This is a genomic window from Sagittula sp. MA-2, from assembly GCF_030126985.1.
Taxonomy (GTDB): domain Bacteria; phylum Pseudomonadota; class Alphaproteobacteria; order Rhodobacterales; family Rhodobacteraceae; genus Sagittula.
Window position 1 is genome coordinate 879,907 of sequence record NZ_CP126145.1, and the last position, 17,051, is coordinate 896,957.

Annotated in this window: 17 protein-coding genes; 7 read left to right on the top strand and 10 right to left on the bottom strand. The window is 65.2% G+C overall.

What is annotated here, in order from left to right:
- Positions 1-48: 48 nt before the first annotated feature.
- The 3 genes from QNI11_RS04445 (at position 49) to QNI11_RS04455 (ending at position 3,290) form a co-directional block, all read left to right on the top strand.
- On the top strand, positions 49-1,035 hold the full coding sequence (locus QNI11_RS04445) for an ABC transporter substrate-binding protein (RefSeq protein WP_100927667.1): 987 nt from the start codon (positions 49-51) through the stop codon (positions 1,033-1,035).
- A 121-nt stretch (positions 1,036-1,156) separates the two neighbouring features.
- Positions 1,157-1,963 carry an ABC transporter ATP-binding protein gene (locus QNI11_RS04450; protein WP_283982485.1) on the top strand — a complete coding sequence of 269 codons (807 nt, stop codon included), beginning with the start codon at positions 1,157-1,159 and terminating at the stop codon, positions 1,961-1,963.
- 61 nt (positions 1,964-2,024) lie between these two features.
- Entirely contained in the window at positions 2,025-3,290 is a 1,266-nt protein-coding gene (locus QNI11_RS04455; protein ID WP_283982486.1) for an ABC transporter permease subunit, read from the top strand.
- Between the two features lie 159 nt (positions 3,291-3,449).
- Here QNI11_RS04455 and QNI11_RS04460 read toward each other — a convergent pair whose 3' ends face one another.
- A complete protein-coding gene (locus QNI11_RS04460) occupies positions 3,450-4,487 on the bottom strand; it encodes a zinc-ribbon domain-containing protein (protein ID WP_283982487.1) in 1,038 nt (345 codons plus the stop codon).
- A 162-nt stretch (positions 4,488-4,649) separates the two neighbouring features.
- On the opposite strand from QNI11_RS04460, the gene QNI11_RS04465 reads away from it, so the two are divergent.
- The 4 genes from QNI11_RS04465 to QNI11_RS04480 are packed head-to-tail and all read left to right on the top strand — an operon-like array spanning position 4,650 to position 7,558.
- A complete protein-coding gene (locus tag QNI11_RS04465) occupies positions 4,650-5,327 on the top strand; it encodes a cell division ATP-binding protein FtsE (RefSeq protein ID WP_100927663.1) in 678 nt (225 codons plus the stop codon).
- Between the two features lie 29 nt (positions 5,328-5,356).
- Positions 5,357-6,229, top strand: coding sequence for an FtsX-like permease family protein (locus tag QNI11_RS04470; protein WP_198521877.1), 873 nt, complete (start codon positions 5,357-5,359; stop codon positions 6,227-6,229).
- A 47-nt stretch (positions 6,230-6,276) separates the two neighbouring features.
- Positions 6,277-6,951: a 1-acyl-sn-glycerol-3-phosphate acyltransferase gene (locus QNI11_RS04475; protein ID WP_100930833.1), complete on the top strand. Its 675-nt coding sequence runs from the start codon at positions 6,277-6,279 to the stop codon at positions 6,949-6,951.
- A gap of 4 nt (positions 6,952-6,955) precedes the next feature.
- The gene (locus QNI11_RS04480; protein WP_283982490.1) at positions 6,956-7,558 is read left to right on the top strand and encodes a pyridoxamine 5'-phosphate oxidase family protein; all 603 of its coding nucleotides are present in this window, start codon (positions 6,956-6,958) and stop codon (positions 7,556-7,558) included.
- A gap of 228 nt (positions 7,559-7,786) precedes the next feature.
- Here QNI11_RS04480 and lpdA read toward each other — a convergent pair whose 3' ends face one another.
- The 9 genes from lpdA to QNI11_RS04525 all read right to left on the bottom strand — a co-directional run bounded on the left by lpdA (position 7,787) and on the right by QNI11_RS04525 (position 17,038).
- On the bottom strand, positions 7,787-9,187 hold the full coding sequence (gene lpdA, locus QNI11_RS04485) for a dihydrolipoyl dehydrogenase (RefSeq protein ID WP_100927660.1): 1,401 nt from the start codon (positions 9,185-9,187) through the stop codon (positions 7,787-7,789).
- A gap of 106 nt (positions 9,188-9,293) precedes the next feature.
- On the bottom strand, positions 9,294-9,683 hold the full coding sequence (locus tag QNI11_RS04490; RefSeq protein WP_100927659.1) for an MAPEG family protein: 390 nt from the start codon (positions 9,681-9,683) through the stop codon (positions 9,294-9,296).
- Entirely contained in the window at positions 9,680-10,069 is a 390-nt protein-coding gene (locus QNI11_RS04495) for an MAPEG family protein (RefSeq protein WP_283982491.1), read from the bottom strand. The genes QNI11_RS04490 and QNI11_RS04495 overlap by 4 nt, the downstream gene beginning before the upstream one ends.
- A 97-nt stretch (positions 10,070-10,166) precedes the next feature.
- Entirely contained in the window at positions 10,167-11,141 is a 975-nt protein-coding gene (locus tag QNI11_RS04500; protein WP_283982492.1) for a glycosyltransferase family 2 protein, read from the bottom strand.
- Position 11,142: 1 nt separating this feature from the next.
- Positions 11,143-11,376, bottom strand: coding sequence for a hypothetical protein (locus QNI11_RS04505; protein WP_100927656.1), 234 nt, complete (start codon positions 11,374-11,376; stop codon positions 11,143-11,145).
- On the bottom strand, positions 11,373-11,912 hold the full coding sequence (locus QNI11_RS04510; RefSeq protein WP_283982493.1) for a hypothetical protein: 540 nt from the start codon (positions 11,910-11,912) through the stop codon (positions 11,373-11,375). The genes QNI11_RS04505 and QNI11_RS04510 overlap by 4 nt, the downstream gene beginning before the upstream one ends.
- Positions 11,902-12,468 carry a GIY-YIG nuclease family protein gene (locus QNI11_RS04515; protein WP_283982494.1) on the bottom strand — a complete coding sequence of 189 codons (567 nt, stop codon included), beginning with the start codon at positions 12,466-12,468 and terminating at the stop codon, positions 11,902-11,904. Before QNI11_RS04515 ends, QNI11_RS04510 begins: the two co-directional genes overlap by 11 nt.
- A gap of 21 nt (positions 12,469-12,489) precedes the next feature.
- Positions 12,490-14,025, bottom strand: coding sequence for a 2-oxoglutarate dehydrogenase complex dihydrolipoyllysine-residue succinyltransferase (gene odhB / locus QNI11_RS04520; protein ID WP_283982495.1), 1,536 nt, complete (start codon positions 14,023-14,025; stop codon positions 12,490-12,492).
- Between the two features lie 46 nt (positions 14,026-14,071).
- Positions 14,072-17,038: a 2-oxoglutarate dehydrogenase E1 component gene (locus QNI11_RS04525; protein WP_283982496.1), complete on the bottom strand. Its 2,967-nt coding sequence runs from the start codon at positions 17,036-17,038 to the stop codon at positions 14,072-14,074.
- Positions 17,039-17,051: the final 13 nt, after the last annotated feature.

Sequence of the window (17,051 nt, forward strand, 5' to 3'; positions counted from 1 at the left end):
CCCGCGAAAAGCCCCCGCAAGCACGGGGACAACACGGGAGATGTATTGATGAAAAAGACCCTTCTGGGCGCCGTGGCCGGGATGGCTGTCATGGCCGGGATGGCGCAGGCCCAAGAGATTACCGTCGGTTACTTCCTCGAATGGCCGATGCCCTTCCAGTACGCCAAGGCCGAAGGCATGTACGAAGAGGCGATGGGCGTCGATATCAACTGGGTCAGCTTTGACACCGGCACCGCGATGAGCGCCGCAATGGCATCCGGCGACGTGCACCTGTCCGTCAGCCAGGGCGTGCCGCCCTTCGTGGTCGCCGTCTCTGCCGGGCAGGATCTGCAGATCCTCGACGTCGCGGTGTCCTATGCCGACAACGACAACTGTGTCGTGGCCGAGGCGCTGGAGATCGACAAGGACTCTGCCGGCGAACTGGCCGGCAAGAAGGTCGCCGTCCCGCTGGGCACCGCCGCGCACTATGGTTTCCTCAAGCAGATGAACCACTTCGGTGTCGACATCTCGTCGATGGAAGTGGTCGACATGGCGCCGCCGGACGGGGCCGCCGCCATCGCGCAGGGCTCTGTCGACATGGCCTGCGGCTGGGGCGGCTCGCTGCGCCGCATGAAGGAGCACGGCAACGTGCTGCTGACCGGCGCGGAGAAGGAAGATCTGGGCATTCTCGTCTTCGACGTGACCTCCGGACCGGCGGGCTGGGTGGCCGAGAACTCCGACATCGTGTCGCAATTCCTGGCCGTGACCGCCGAGGCGAACGCCATGTGGGCGGACGAGGCCAACCACGAAAAGATGCTGCCGGTCATCGCCAAGGACGCGGGCATGGACGAGGACGCCACCATGGCGACCATCTCCACCTTCGTCTTCCCGACGGTCGAGGACCAGCTCACCGAAAAGTGGCTGGGCGGCGGCGCGCAGGAGTTCATGAAGGGCGTGGCCGACGTCTTCGTCGAGGCTGGCTCCATCGACGCGGCGCTCGACAGCTACGCGGAAAACGTGAACACCGGTCCGCTCGAGGCGGCGAACGGCATGTAAGACGCACGCCGCGGCAGAGTCCCTGTCGCGGCAGCGCGGGGACGGGGGCGGTAGTTTTCTGAACAACCGCCCCCGACCCGCCATTCTGGGCCAGAACTCCGGACTTCAAAAAGGAGGCGGCATGAGCGGTCTCGCCATCGAAAACCTGTCCATGCGCTTCGACCTGCCCAACGGCAGTTCCGTGCAGGCGCTGAAGGATGTGTCGCTTACCCTTGCCCCCGGAGAGCTGCTGAGCGTCCTCGGCCCCTCGGGCTGCGGCAAGACCACGCTTCTGAACATCGTCGCCGGGTTCCTCGCGCCGACCGAGGGGCAGGTCGTGATGAATGGCCACCGGGTGCGCGGACCCGACCGCGAACGCGGCATGGTCTTTCAGCAGGGTGCGCTGTTCGAGTGGATGAGCGTGCGGGAAAACGTCTCGTTCGGCCCCCGCATGGCGGGAAAGCGCGAACGTGACTGGGCACAGACCGTCGATCACCTGCTGGAGGTCGTGGGCCTGAAGGACTTCAAGGAAAAGGCCGTCTACGAGCTGTCGGGCGGGATGCAGCAGCGCGTGGCCCTCGCCCGCTGCCTTGCGAACGAGCCCGACGTCATCCTGATGGACGAACCGCTGGGCGCGCTGGATGCGCTCACCCGCGAGAAGATGCAGGGTTTGGTGCTGAAGCTCTGGAAAGAGACCGGCAAGACCATCATCCTCATCACCCACTCGGTCGAAGAGGCGCTCTTGCTGGGCGAGCGCCTGCTGGTCATGGCGCCGCGCCCGGGCCGCATCCACCGCGAATACCGGCTGCCGTTTGCCGACATGGGCGTGAACGCCGACCTGCGCGAGGTCAAGAAGCACCCCGACTTCGGCCAGAAACGCGAGGAGATCCTCAGCATGATCTGGGACATGGAAGAGGAAATCATGGGACGATCGGAGGCGGCGGAATGAGCGTCCTCAAGGCAGGCGGGCGCCACGGGTCCGTAGCGCATCCCGGCGGGGGAGCGGCCGCATGATCGTCTTCCTGATCTACGCAATCGTCTTCGTCGTGTCCTTCGTGCTGGTGAAGTTCATCGTGCGCAAGACGACGACCGACTATACCTCGCTCAAGACGGTGACCTTCGGGGACGAAAGCGCCGTGGTCCCGAACCGCATCGCCAGCGTGATCTCGATCCTCGTGATCTTCCTTCTTTGGGCGGCCTTCACCGGGTCGAAGCTGGTGCCGGGTTTCATGCACGCCCCGGGGCCGTTCATCGGGGACGCCACGTTCACCTACACAGCGACGGCGGAAGGGGTTGAACCCGACGACGCCACCGTGACCGTCCGGGTGTTCGAGGTAGGCACCGAAGCCGAAGCGCCGGAGGTCGACCCCGGCGAGGGTTGGGCGAAGAACGACAGCGACATCGTGGGGGCCTGGCGCTCCGGCCTGATCCGCGTCGACCGCAACGACGAGATGGACCGCGACGCAGGCCACACCGTGATCGCGGTAAACGGCGAACCCATCGAGCCGGGCGGCTCTGTCATGACGGAATTCGGCAGGGTCGGCATGTCGCCCAAGGGCACGCTGAACTTCGAACCGGCGAAGGGCTTGCAGATGGAGCCGATCTGGCTTCCGCCACCGGAGGCCGTCGTGGCCCGTCTGGGTGAGATCGCCTCCGACGGCTACCGCGATTCAACCCTGTGGGAGCACCTGGGCTACTCGCTCTTCCGCGTGATCCTCGGCTTTCTCTTCGGGGCGCTGGTGGGCATCCCCCTGGGCTACGCCATGGGCCTGTCGGACTGGTTCCGCGGCTGGTTCGACCCGATCGTGGAGTTCATGCGCCCCGTGCCGCCGCTGGCCCTGATCCCGCTGGTCATCATCTGGGCGGGCATCGGCGAGGTGGGAAAGATCATTCTCTTGTTCCTGGCGGCGCTCTGGATCATGGCCATCGCCGCGCGGGCGGGGGTGTCCGGTGTGGCGATCTCCAAGGTGCATGCGGCCTATTCGCTGGGCGCGTCGAAGTGGCAGATCATGCGGCACGTCATCGTCCCGAATTCCTTGCCCGAGATATTCACCGGCGCGCGGGTGGCGATGGGGGTCTGCTGGGGCACCGTCGTCGCGGCGGAGCTTGTCGCGGCAGAGAAGGGCGCCGGGATGATGATCATGGTCGCTTCGAAGTTCCAGCTGACCGATATCGTTCTCATGGGGATCATCCTGATCGGCATCATCGGCTTCGGGATCGACATCCTGATGCGATGGGCCGAGAGGGTTCTGGTCCCCTGGAAGGGCCGGGTCTGAGCATCCGTCCGCAAGACGGGTTCAGCAAGTCAAAGGACTGTCGGTTCGACCGGCGGTCCTTTTTTGTTGCATGAAGCGATTTTCAAAAGCCCGTGCACGCAGGCTGTTTCTGATGCGCACAATTGGCTCTGGGGCGTCAGCCGTTCAGCGATGCGAAGATCAGTTGCTTTCTGGCGCGTCCGTGGCGGTGTCGGCCTCCGGCTCCGCTGGTGCCTCCGTCGCCGGCGTGTCTGCCTCCGAGCTCATGCCGTCCAGCGTCGTCATGAGGCGCATCACCTGCGCGTCGAGCCAAACGCGGCCCTTGTCCACCGCCGTCACGTAGGCCTCCAGCGCGGGCGCGACCTGCGGCACAGACATGGAGATCTTGGTGGCGTTGGCGTAGGTGCCGATGGCGAGCGCTGCCAGAACGATCACCAGCAGGAAACCCTTGCCGAAACCGCCCGACTTCTGCTCGACCGCGGAGGAACGACGTTCGGCGGAGTCGATGACGCGCGGTTCCGAGGTAGAGCGCAGCGTCTGGTTGATTTCGTCCACGTTCGGCAGCAGATCGCGCCGCGAACTGGCAGCCGCTGCCGCGGCCGCCTCTGCCGTGGCGCGGCCTTCGTCCCGGTCGTACGGTGCGCTTTCGGGAACAACGGGCGGGGCAGGGCGCCTGGCGGTTTTCGGGGCCGCGCCTTCGTCACCGCGAATGCGGGCCATGCGTTCACGCGCCTGCCGCGACCGGCGCGCGCGCTCGTCCTCGTCCGGTTCCTCAAGGCCGAGGTCCGGCTGCGTCTCCAGCGACTCCGCCGCGCGCCTGCGCGACTCGTAATCCCGTTCCTCGCGGAAGATCTCCGCCACTTCCGGGTCCAGACCGCGCGGTTTTGCCTCCTCGGCGGGTAGGACCGGTTCGGGCTCCGCCTCGGCGTCATCCTCTTCGAAGTCGTCATGGGCGTGAGGCTCGGCGGCTCTCCGCGAGAGGTCGGGGCGTTCTGCCGGTGGGATGGAGGACGCCACCTCTGCCGGTTCGTCCTCCGGCGTCCATTCGGCGTCGGGCACCGGCTGGTTCAGATCCTCGGCCAGATCGGCGTCCCTGTCGGGATGACGCTGGAACCAGGTGTGACCGCAGTTGGAACACTGAACATCGCGACCGCTTTCAGGGATGACCTCTGCAGGGACATCGTATTGCGCTCCGCAATTCGGGCAAATCAGCCGCATGCTGCTCCGTTCCTGTCTCTCATCGCCCCTTCGCGGGCGTTGCATTAACCATAGGTGCGATGACACAAGGGGAAAAGTCCATTTCTGGCCAATGAGCCGCGTTGCACAACCGGGCGTGCACTGGCACAACAGGGGCAACAAGAGGGTGAGGGCAGACGACCCGTGATCGAGCTGGAAAACGCGGCCTATTCCTATAGCGGGGAGGCGCTGCTTACCGACATTTCGCTGAAGCTGGCGCCGGGGACCTTCCACTTCCTCACCGGCCCGTCCGGCGCTGGCAAGACGACCTTCCTGAAACTGTGTTACGGCGCGCTGAAGCCGACCGCGGGCACGATCCACATCTTCGGTGAGGACGTGACCCAGCTGGACCGCAACGCCATCGCCTACATGCGCCGCCGCATCGGCGTGGTTCACCAGGACTGCCAGTTCCTCGACCACCTGCCGGTGGCGGAAAATGTCGCCCTGCCGCTGACCGTCTCGGGCCAGGCGGACCCGAGCCAGGCGGACAACCTCCACGAGCTGATGAGCTGGGTGGGCCTGACCGGCAAGTTTGACGCCCTCCCGCCGGAACTGTCGGGCGGGGAGCGTCAGCGTGCAGCCCTGGCGCGCGCGCTGATCCTCAGCCCAGACGTGATCCTTGCGGACGAACCCACCGGCAACGTCGACTGGGAAATGTCGCAAAGGCTGCTGCGCCTGCTGATCGAGCTGAACAAGATGGGCAAGACGGTGATGATCGCCACCCACGACCTCGCGCTGATCCGTGCCGCGAAGGCGCATGTGCAGGCCCGCGTCCTGCGCATCCAGAACCGGTCCTTGCAGACTGCGGGGGCGGACCTGTGATCGCGCGGCTCGCCAGCATCCGCGGCCTGATGAAGGGCGATCGCGGGGCAGATCGCGTCGTGCCGCCTTCGGGCTTCACCGTGCGGCTGACTCTCCTGACCTCCGTCGCCATGGCCTTCCTGACGATCTTTGCGCTGGCCTTGTCGCTGGCCGCCGGGCGGCTTGCGACAAGCTGGGGGGACGAACTGGCGCGGGCCTCGACGGTGCGCATCTCCGCTCCCGAAGGGCAGATGGCCGAACAGGTGGCGGCGGTGCTGACGGTGCTGGAACAGACGCCCGGTGTCGCTTCCGCCCGCGCTTTGACGGCGGACGAACAGCGCGCATTGCTTGAGCCGTGGTTCGGCCCTGCGCTGCCCGTGGAACAGCTTCCTGTGCCGCAGCTTGTCGAGGTCCTGGAGACCGGGGACGGCTACGATTCCGACGGGCTGCGCCTGAGGCTGCAGGCCGAGGCACCCGGCGCGGTGCTGGACGAACACAGCCGCTGGCGCAAGCCGCTGGTGGCGGCGGCCTCGCGGCTGCGGCTGCTGGGCTGGACCTCGATCCTGCTGATTGGCGCGGCGACCGGCGCCATGGTGACTCTGGCGGCCCATGCGGCGCTGGCCGCCAACGCACAGGTCATCGCCGTCCTGCGGCTGGTGGGGGCCACCGACCACTACATCGCTCAGGCTTTCGTCCGGCGGTTCACCCTGCGCACGCTGACCGGCGCCGCGGCAGGGACGGTGCTGGGGATGCTGGCGCTTGTGCTGATGCCCGCCGCCGGTGACGTGGAGGGGTTGCTGACCAGTCTTCGCTTCGAGGGGTTCCAATGGCTCTGGCCGCTTTTCGTGCCGCCGCTGGCCGCCGCCGTAGCCTATATCGCGACCGACCTGGCGGCGCGCCGCGTACTGGGGGAACTGGCGTGATCCAGTGGGTGCGTTCGGCGATCTTCGTCTTCCAATTGTACTTTGCGATGCTGGTCCTCGGCATCGTCTTCCTGCCTTGGGCGCTGTTCTCCAGCCGCGGCGCGCGGATGGCCTGCAAGTCCTTCTGCGTCTGGACCCGCTTTACCGCGCGCTGGATGGTCGGTCTCAGGACCGAGGTCCGTGGTCCAGTGCCGCAGGGCGAGGTCCTGATCGCGGCCAAGCACCAGTCCTTCCTCGACATCATCCTGATCTTCGGCGCCGTACCGGCGGGCAAGTTCATCATGAAGCACGAACTGCTCTACACGCCGGTCATCGGGCAATACGCCCGCCGCATCGGCTGTGTGCCGGTGGCGCGGGGCAAGCGGGGCGCTGCCATCGCGCGGATGCTGTCGGACGTGAAGAAGGGGGCCGCAGAACCCGGCCAGCTCATCATCTATCCGCAGGGCACCCGCGTCGCCCCCGGCGTGAAGCAGGGTTACAAGGTCGGCGCAGCGCTGCTTTACGAACAGACCGGCCAGCCCTGCGTCCCTGCGGCGACCAACGTGGGTCTGTTCTGGCCGCGCAAGGGGATCCTGCGCAAGCCCGGCCTCGCGGTCGTGGAATTCCTGCCGGCCATCGAACCGGGCCTCGGCCGCGAAACCCTGCTGATCAGGCTCGAGACGGAGATCGAAGCGGCCTCGAATGCCCTGATGCGAGAGGCCGGTTTCGAACCTGAGGAGTAAGGCCATGAACCGCATAGCGAGCATTCCGGATCTCGAGGCTCTTTATCCCGAAGCGGTCCCCGCTGCCTTGGTCAAGGTCTCGCCGATGCTGACGCCGCTTTACCGCCGCTGGGTGGAGGCGGCGAGGTTCTGCATCCTCTCCACCGTCGGGCCGGAGGGTGTCCACGGGTCGCCTCGCGGCGACGATGGCCCGGTGATCCGGGTGGACGGACCTGACCGCCTGCTGTTGCCGGACTGGCGTGGCAACAACCGGCTCGACTGCCTGCGTGACATCGTCTCCGACGGGCGCTGCGCACTGCTGTTCATGATCCCCGGCACCCACACGACGGTTCGCGTCAATGGACGCGCGTTCCTGACTGACGACCCGGCCCTGCGGCAAAGCTTTGCCAAGGGGGAACGGCTGCCCGCAACGGTGATCGTGATCGAGATATCTGAGGTCTACACGCAATGTGCCAAGGCGCTGATGCGGTCGGGCCTCTGGCCGCGAGACGCGACGCTCGACCTGCCGACGGTGGGCGAGATCCTGGCCGACATGTCGCAGGGCGCGCAGGGCGGCGCGGATTACGACCGCAACTACCCGGAGTACGCCAAGACCCGCCTCTGGTGATCCTGCGCGGGGTGGGTGGGACAGGCGGCCAGCCGCAACCCGGCCCTGGTGCGTGCTGATCGTCGCGAGCCAGCTGCGAAGGCGGACACCGGTTCCGTACCGATTGTCCGGACCGTCCTATCCTCGACGCAGGTCTTCGGCCCGGAATATTAAAAAGGGCGCGGTTCGGACCGCGCCCTTTCTTGTTCTCTCACCGTCCCCCGGCGAGGACGGCGGCGCGGGTATCCGTCAGGCGTGGATCGGACCGTCGCCGCAGGCCAAGGCAGCCTCGCGCACCGCTTCGGAGAAGGTCGGGTGCGCGTGGCAGGTCAGGGCGATGTCCTCGGCGGAGGCGCCGAACTCCATGCCGACACAGATCTCGTGGATCAGGTCGCCCGCGGCGGGGCCGATGATGTGGCAGCCGAGGATGCGGTCGGTTTCCTTGTCGACCAGCATCTTCACAAAGCCCTCGCCCTGGAACACGGCCTTCGCGCGGCCGTTGCCCATGAAGGAGAACTTGCCGACCTTGTAGGCCTTGCCCGCCTCTTTCAGCTGCGCCTCCGTCGCGCCGACCATGGCGACCTCCGGTGCGGTGTAGATCACCGAGGGGATCACGCCGTAGTTCACGTGGCCATGCTTGCCTGCAATCACTTCGGCGCAGGCCATGCCTTCGTCCTCGGCCTTGTGGGCGAGCATCGGGCCCTCGATCACGTCGCCGATGGCGTAGATGCCGTCCACCGACGTCTTCCAGTGGTCGTTGACGGCGATCTGGCCGCGCTTGGTCATCTCGATCCCCAGCGCGTCCAGCCCCAGCCCTTCGGTAAACGGCTTGCGGCCGGTCGCGACCAGCACCACGTCGGCATCGACGGAATGTTCGCTGTCGTCCTTGCGCAGCTTGTAGGTGACCTTGGCCTTCGACTTCGTGGCCTCCACCTTCGACACCGCTGCGCCCATGGTGAACTCAAGCCCCTGCTTCGAGAGGATCTTCTGGAACTGCTTCTGGACCTCGGCATCCATGCCCGGGGTGATGTGGTCAAGGAATTCGATGACCTGCACCTCTGCACCCAGACGCTTGTAGACGGAGCCCATCTCGAGCCCGATCACGCCCGCGCCGATGACGACCATCTTCTTCGGCACCTTCGGCAGGGCCAGCGCGCCGGTCGAATCCACGACCACACCGCCCTCGTTGTCCACGGTCACGTCCGCACCCGGAACGCTGGCCACTTCGGAGCCCGACGCGATGATGATGTTCTTGGCGTCATAGGTCTCGTCGCCGACCTTGACCTTGCCCTTTTCGGGGATGGAGGCCCAACCCTTCAGCCAGTCGATCTTGTTCTTCTTGAACAGGAACTCGATGCCCTTGGTGTTCTGGCCGATGACGTCGTCCTTGTAGGCCAGCATCTGTTTCCAGTCGACGGACGGCGATTTGCCCTTCAGGCCCATCTTGGCAAAGTTGTGCTCTGCCTCGTGCAACTGGTGCGAGGCGTGCAGCAGCGCCTTCGACGGGATGCAGCCCACGTTCAGGCAGGTGCCGCCCAGCGTCTCGCGGCCTTCCACGCAGGCGGTCTTGAGGCCAAGCTGTGCGCAGCGGATCGCGGCAACGTAGCCGCCGGGACCGGCGCCGATGACGATGACGTCGTATTGGGACATGTCGTTTTCCTTCTGTCTGAGGGGGAGGAGGCGATGCCCCCGCTCCGGCGGAGCCCCCCGGGAGTTGTTCAGCCCGAAACCGGGCCGGGTGTGCGGGGCCGATCGGTCACAGGAGGCACCAGATCAGCATGAAGACGGTGGCAAGGAACCCCGCGAACCAGATGAGCGAGCGCCAGGGCGTCCAGCCAAACAGGTACGCAGGCACGTACAGGATGCGTGCCGCGAGGTACACGAGCGCCGCAGCCGCCGTGAAGGCGTCGCCGATGTCGGAGTAGGTAACCACCATGACGGCGATGGAGAAGAGGATCAGCCCTTCGAAATGGTTGTTGAGAGCGCGCTGCGCGCGGCCTGCCAATCCGGTCAGCTGACGCGGCACATCCCGCGGCGAGGCGGCGTAACGCGTGCCGACCTGCATCTGCGCCGCCACGGAGAAGATCGCGAACTGCACGGCCTGAAGGAGCGCGGCGAGGGTCAGTATTGTAAGTTCCGGGGTCATACGAAGGCCGCCACGATCAGGACCAGCGTAGACAGCAATCCAGCCATGAAGAGGTAGGACCGCCATGGCACCCAGCCGAGCGCATAGGCCGGAAGGTAAAGCGCGCGCGCGGCGACGAAGATCCACGCGAAAAGCGCCGTGACCCAGCTGTTCGAGCCGGTGAACTGCACGAGCACCACCGCGATCACGAAGGGGCCGATGTTTTCCGTCTGGTTGCCCAAGGCGCGCTTCAGCCGCTCCGTCCGGACGGAGAGGTCCATGGACCCGTCGCGCGGAGAGAGGTTGCCCTCCCGGCCGACATCCTCTTCGAAGGATTTCTGCGACCACACGACGGCGGCCAGATGCACCAGCACGGTCGCCGCGAGAGCTGCGAGTTCGGGGGTCATGTCGTGTTTCCTTTCGCTTTGCCTTTGGGCTTTGCGAGGCTCGTCACGGGGCCGCAGGAAGCGGGCGCCGCGACAGGGATTGTGGTGCCGGAAAGGGTCATGCCGGGCGCATCTCCTTCGTCCAGCCGGCGCGGTTGTCTGCCGTCAGGACCGCGGCCCGCTGTGCGGTGAAGGCGTCGGCGCAGGCCTGTTCCAGCCGGGTGAAGGCTGCATCCCGGCGCCACTCCGCCAGCCGTGCCCTGACGCCGGGCAGATGTTGCAGCATCTCGGGCGCGTCGGCGTCGTTGCGGTTGGCCTGCCGGTGCCAATGCGAATTCAGGTGGTATTTCGTATCGCCCCGCTTGCCTTGCCCGTCGCCGCGGTCGTTCTTCAGAAGGAACACATCCTCCGAGCGCACCGCGTAGTGATACACTTGGGCAGAGGCCGCGCGCGCCGCAACCTCATGCGGCCGGAAGCGGGCCGACTTCTTCTGGTAGAGCGAGGCATTGGACAGCGGCGCGCCGTCCGGCGTCATCACCACCGGGTCGGCCACATGCGGGTCCAGCGGGTTGTGGTCAGTGGCACGGGCAAAGCTGGCCACGCGGAACAGGCACTTGAACTTGGTGACACCCGGTTCGGGCGCGGCTTCTGCATGGGTGTTCCGCTCCAGCACGAGGTCGCCCGGCGTCCATTCCGTCACGCCGCTGTCGCCGAAGGTGCGCCATGGCAGGGGCACCACGTCCGCGCCTTCGGTGCGTGCCATGAGATCGGCGAGATCCCCGTCGGCGAGGTGCAGGAACTCGTCCGCGTCGATGTGCAGGATGTGGGTGATGCCCTCCTCCCGCGCCCAGGCGAGAACCTGATCCATCGCGGCGTCCTGCGGCGGGCGGCCCGCCGGATCGTGGTCGATGTGGTCCACGATGCCCTGCGCGGCCAGGTGCGCCAGCAGCGCATCGGTGCCGTCGGTGCAGTCGTTGGTCGCCGCCACGATCCGGTCGAAACCCAGGCCCGCATGGTACGCCAGCCATTCCGGAACGAAGATTCCTTCGTTCCTCATGCAGGACACAAGCGCGATGCGGGCCGGGGTCGTCACGTCAAACGGTCTCCAGCATGTGCGAGGCGGAGGGCGGATGGCCGAGTCCGGTCTCTTTCGAGAGCCACGATTTTGCCTTGTCGGTGTCGTTGACGGAGAACAGCGCCCAATGCGCGCCCGTGCCCTCGCGCCACATCTGCAGCAGCGTCAGGCCCGCCTGTCCGCGCGCCTCCGCGTCCGCGTCGAAGGCGGACGGATCGAAGCTGTCGAACCTGAGAAGAAGTTGGTGTGTCATGCGGCCTCCAGTGCCTTGGCGATCCGCCGGGCGCGGTCGTCGAAGGTGAGGCCGCGTGCCGAGGGATGTATGGTTTCGATATGGTCGATACCCAACCAACGTAGGACGGAGGCCGCGTCCGTCCCGAGCGCGATGGGCCGGCGGCCCAGAAGTTCGTACTGGCCCACCGCCTCGAACGACGCGCGCCTGTCCTTCGCCGGGATGACCGAAGACCGCTTCGCCGTCAGCAGGGCGAAGACGGGTGTGATGTAGATGTCCGCGCGGGCGAGGCCCACGAGGGCCAGAACCTTGTCTATGACGCGGTTGTAGGGGTTGCCGGGCAGGTAGCCCTGTTTCGTCAGGATGGCACGGTTGGCATTGGCCGAAGGCGCGTCGAGCCAGTCCTTGGAGATCAGCATCGGCCCGGTGAGATTGCCGGAGGTCATCTGGATGGGCGAGACGTAGTCGCCGTCGAAACCTTCCTCTGCGAGCGTTTTGTACCCGGGCAGGGAGAAGGCGCGGCGGCGGCGGATGGGGTCGGTGTTTTCATTCCTCACTCGCGAGACCTTGAGCTTCCAGCAGCCTTTTTACATTTTCATGAATTACCCAGACTTCGTGGCGAAGAGTTGACAACGATGAAGCGTCGAAGTCAGCCCACTGGAAATATTCTTCCGCGCCACTCCAACGTGGTCCCTGTTTGTTTAGTCGTGGCTCAAGCAGTTGAACAAGAACCGCTTCAATTTCGTCGAGTGCGGCCGCGTAAGTTACATTTTCTTTGGATTGTAAATCGGCCTCCTGTGAAATCTCGCGACCTTCAACACTTCGAAACCCGAACCAACTGAAGTTCTGCCATCTGTCACGCATTGGCCCGCAGCTATGCTGACGTAGTCTCGACAACAGCCGCTGGTTACCTCGCCCCGTCTGTCCAACATAAACGATTTCACGGTTGTCAGAGTACAGACAATAAATGCCGGTTTGATTTCTGAAATCGATGGTCTCGTCTTTTTCGGAGTTTATCTTGGTGGAGCCTAATAAGCGTCCGGGGGAACCTCGCTGGCCAAAGTCGACAAGTTCTCTGGACCAAAAGTGGCCGTAATTCTTGATAGCAAGCATGGTTCCCTCCGAACCTACTTATTACAGGTCCATCAGCAGACGGCGTGGGTCTTCCAGCGCCTCTTTCACGCGGACGAGGAAGGTCACCGCGCCTTTGCCGTCGACGATGCGGTGATCGTAGGACAGAGCAAGGTACATCATCGGACGGATCTTGATCTCGCCGTTGATGACCATCGGCCGGTCCTGGATCTTGTGCATGCCGAGGATGCCGGACTGCGGGGGGTTCAGGATCGGCGAGGACATGAGCGAGCCATAGACGCCGCCGTTCGAAATGGTGAACGTGCCGCCCTGCATCTCTGCCATGGACAGTTTGCCGTCGCGGGCGCGCTTGCCCTTCTCGTTGATCGCCTTCTCGATTTCCGCGAACGACATGCTGTCGGCATCGCGGATGACCGGAACCACCAGACCCTGCGGCGTGCCCGCCGCGATGCCCATGTGCACGAAGTTCTTGTAGACGATGTCGGTGCCGTCGATCTCGGCGTTGACCTCGGGGACTTCCTTCAGCGCGTGGCAGCAGGCCTTCGTGAAGAAGGACATGAAGCCCAGACGGACGCCATGCTTCTTCTCGAACAGGTCCTTGTACTCCGACCGCAGCGCCATGACCTCGGTCATGTCCACCTCGTTGTAGGTGGTCAGGATCGCGGCGGTGTTCTGCGCGTCCTTCAGTCGGCGGGCGATGGTCTGGCGCAGGCGGGTCATCTTCACCCGCTCCTCGCGCGCCTCGTCCTCGGCGGCGACCGGGGCGCGCGGCGCAGAGGCCGGAGCGGAGGCTGCCGGGGAGGCGTTCGCAGCGGCCACGGCGGCGGCCACATCGGCCTTCGTCGCGCGGCCGTCCTTGCCGGTGCCCTTCACCTGATCACGGGAGACGTTCGCCTCGGCCATGGCCTTTTCGGCTGCCGGCCCGTCCTTGATGTCCTTGCCCGGACCGCCGTTGCCGGCGGGCGGGGTGGAGTATTGCGTGTCCTTCGGCTCGGCGTCTGCCTTCGGCGCAGCAGAAGAAACCCCCTCGCCGGAAGCGATCACGGCCAGCTTGGCGTTGGCTTCGACCGTGTCACCTTCCTGGGCGACGATTTCCGTCAGCGTGCCGGATGCCGGTGCGGGCACTTCGACCGACACCTTGTCGGTTTCCAGCTCGCACAGCATCTCGTCCTGCGTGACGCTGTCGCCAACCTTCTTGAACCAGGTGGAGACAGTCGCCTCGGTCACGGATTCGCCGAGCGTCGGCACCATGACATCCACGCTGTCGCCGCCGCCGGAGGCGCTGCCGCTGCTGGTCTCCGCCTCTTTCGCGCGCGGCTTGGTCTCTTCGGGGCCGGCGTTGCCGGACTCCGCGATGTTGGCAAGCAGCGCGTCGACGCCAACGGTGTCGCCTTCCTTCGCCACGATGTCCGAGAGGGTGCCGGCGGCGGGCGAGGGCACCTCCACCGTCACCTTGTCGGTTTCCAGCTCGCACAGCATCTCGTCCACGGCAACGCTGTCGCCCGGCTTCTTGAACCAGGTGGCCACGGTGGCCTCGGTCACCGATTCCCCAAGGGTGGGGACGCGTACTTCGGTCATGTCTTCACTTCCTTTTTCAATACCCTTGCGCCTCGCGGCCGTGGGTTCATTCGATCGTCAGCGCTTCGTCGACAAGCGCGGCTTGCTGTGCCTTGTGGGTGGAAGCCAGGCCCGTTGCGGGCGAGGCCGAGGTGGCGCGGCCCACGTAGCGCGGGCGCGGATGCTCTGCCTTGATGCGGCCGAGGACCCATTCGATGTTCGGCTCGATGAAGGACCAGGCGCCCTGGTTCTTGGGCTCTTCCTGGCACCAGATCATCTCTGCCTGCTTGAAACGTTCCAGCTCCTTGACGAGGCTGATCGCCGGGAACGGATAGAACTGTTCGACCCGCAGCAGGTAGACGTCGTCCAGACCGCGCGCATCGCGTTCTTCCAGCAGGTCGTAGTACACCTTGCCCGAACACATGACGACGCGCTTGATCTTGTCGTCCGAAACCAGCTTGGTTTCCGAATGCCCGGTTTCCGCATCGTCCCAAAGGACGCGGTGGAAGGACGAGCCGGTGGTGAACATCTCCATCTCCGAGACGCAGAGCTTGTGGCGCAGAAGCGACTTCGGCGTCATCAGCATCAGCGGCTTGCGGTACGACCGGTGCAGCTGGCGGCGCAGGATGTGGAAATAGTTCGCTGGCGTCGAGCAGTTGGCCACGATCCAGTTGTCCTGGCCGCAGAGCTGCAGGAAGCGTTCGAGACGGGCGGAGGAGTGCTCCGGCCCCTGGCCTTCGAAACCGTGCGGCATCAGGCAGACAAGGCCGGACATCCGCAGCCACTTCGATTCACCGCTCGAGATGAACTGATCGAACATGATCTGCGCGCCGTTGGCGAAGTCGCCGAACTGCGCTTCCCACAGCGTCAGGGCGTTCGGTTCGGCCATCGAGTAGCCGTATTCGAAGCCCAGCACAGCGTATTCGGACAGCGCGGAGTCGATCACCTCGAACCGGGCCTGGCCTTCGCGGATGTTGTTCAGCGGGTAGTACCGCTCTTCGTTCTCCTGGTTGACGAAGGCGGAATGGCGCTGGCTGAACGTTCCGCGGGTGGAGTCCTGACCAGAGAGGCGCACCGGATACCCTTCAAGCTGGAGCGAGCCGAAGGCCAGTGCCTCTGCCGTCGCCCAGTCGAAGCCCTTGCCGGACTCGAACATCTGCGCCCGTGCCTCGATCAGTCGGCCCACGGTCTTGTGGATCGGGAAGCCGTCCGCAACGGTGGTCAGCGCAGTGCCGATCTCCTTGAAGGTCTCCTGCTTGATTGCCGTCTTGCCGCGCTGGTACTTGCCCTCTTTCTGCTTGTCGAGGTGGGACCAGCGGCCGTCCAGCCAGTCGGCCTTGTTCGGCTTGTAGACCTTGCCGGCCTCGAACTCCTCGTTCAGCTTGGCCTGGAAGGCGGCCTTCATGTCCTCGATCTCGCCCTCGGGGATCAGGCCGTCCTTGACCAGCCGCTCGGTGTAGAGCGTCAGTGTGGTCTTCTGCTTCTTGATCTTGTTGTACATCGCCGGGTTGGTGAACATGGGCTCGTCGCCCTCGTTGTGACCGAACCGGCGGTAGCAGAACATGTCGATGACCACGTCCTTGCCGAACTTCTGGCGGAACTCGGTCGCGACCTTGGCGGCGTGGACCACGGCCTCCGGGTCATCGCCGTTGACGTGGAAGATCGGTGCCTCGACCACCAGCGCGTTGTCCGTCGGGTACGGCGACGAACGCGAGAAGTGCGGTGCCGTGGTAAAGCCGATCTGGTTGTTGACGATGATGTGCATCGTGCCGCCGGTGCGGTGGCCGCGCAGACCCGAGAGCGCGAAACATTCGGCAACGACGCCCTGGCCGGCAAAGGCCGCGTCGCCGTGCAGAAGGATCGGCATGACCTGCGTGCGGTTCACGTCGCCGAACTGGTCCTGCTTGGCGCGGACCTTGCCCAGAACCACCGGGTTCACCGCCTCGAGGTGAGAAGGGTTGGCGGTCAGCGACAGGTGCACGGTGTTGCCGTCGAACTCCCGGTCGGAGGAGGCGCCGAGGTGGTATTTCACGTCGCCCGAACCGTCCACGTCCTCCGGCTTGAAGCTGCCGCCCTGGAACTCGTTGAAGATCGCCTTGTAAGGCTTGTTCATCACGTTCGCGAGTACCGACAGACGGCCGCGGTGCGGCATGCCGATGACGATTTCCTTCAGCCCGAGGTTGCCGCCGCGCTTGATGATCTGTTCCATCGCGGGGATCAGGGATTCGCCGCCGTCGAGGCCGAACCGCTTCGTGCCCATGTACTTGACGTGCAGGAACTTCTCGAAGCCCTCGGCCTCCACCATCTTGTTCAGGATCGCCTTGCGGCCTTCACGGGTGAAGTGGATCTCCTTGCCGTAACCCTCGATCCGTTCCTTCAGCCAGGAGGACTGCTCCGGGTCGGAAATGTGCATGTACTGCAGCGCGAAGGTGCCGCAGTAGGTGCGCTTCACGATCGACACGATTTCGCGCAGGGAGGCGATCTGCAGCCCCAGCACGTTGTCGATGAAGATCGGGCGGTCCATGTCGCTTTCGGTAAAGCCGTAGGACTTCGGATCGAGCTCCGGGTGGTTCGAGGTGTCGCGCAGGCCCAGCGGGTCGAGGTCGGCTGCCAGGTGGCCGCGGATGCGGTAGGCGCGGATCAGCATGAGCGCGCGGATCGAGTCCAGAACGGCGCGCTGGATCGCCTCGTTGGAGACGGAGACGCCCTGTTCATCTGCCTTCGCGGCGATCTTCTTTGCGGCGCCCTTCGCCTCTGCCGGAACGGCGGGCATCGGCCATTCGCCGGTCAGCGCCGCCGTCAGGTCGTCCGCCGGGGCGGGCGGCCAGTCGGCGCGCGCCCAGGACGGTCCTTCGGCTTCGCGCCGGACCGAGGTTTCGTCGTCGCCCAACTGTTTGAAGAACGCCGCCCAGGCATCGTCCACCGCGCTCGGATCGGCGGCGTAGCGGGCGTACATCTGCTCCAGATATTCCGCGTTGTGCCCCTGCATGAAGCTGGAAGCGTGGAAAAGATCGTTCGGGCTTTGGTCGGTCATTGGGGCACCTCTT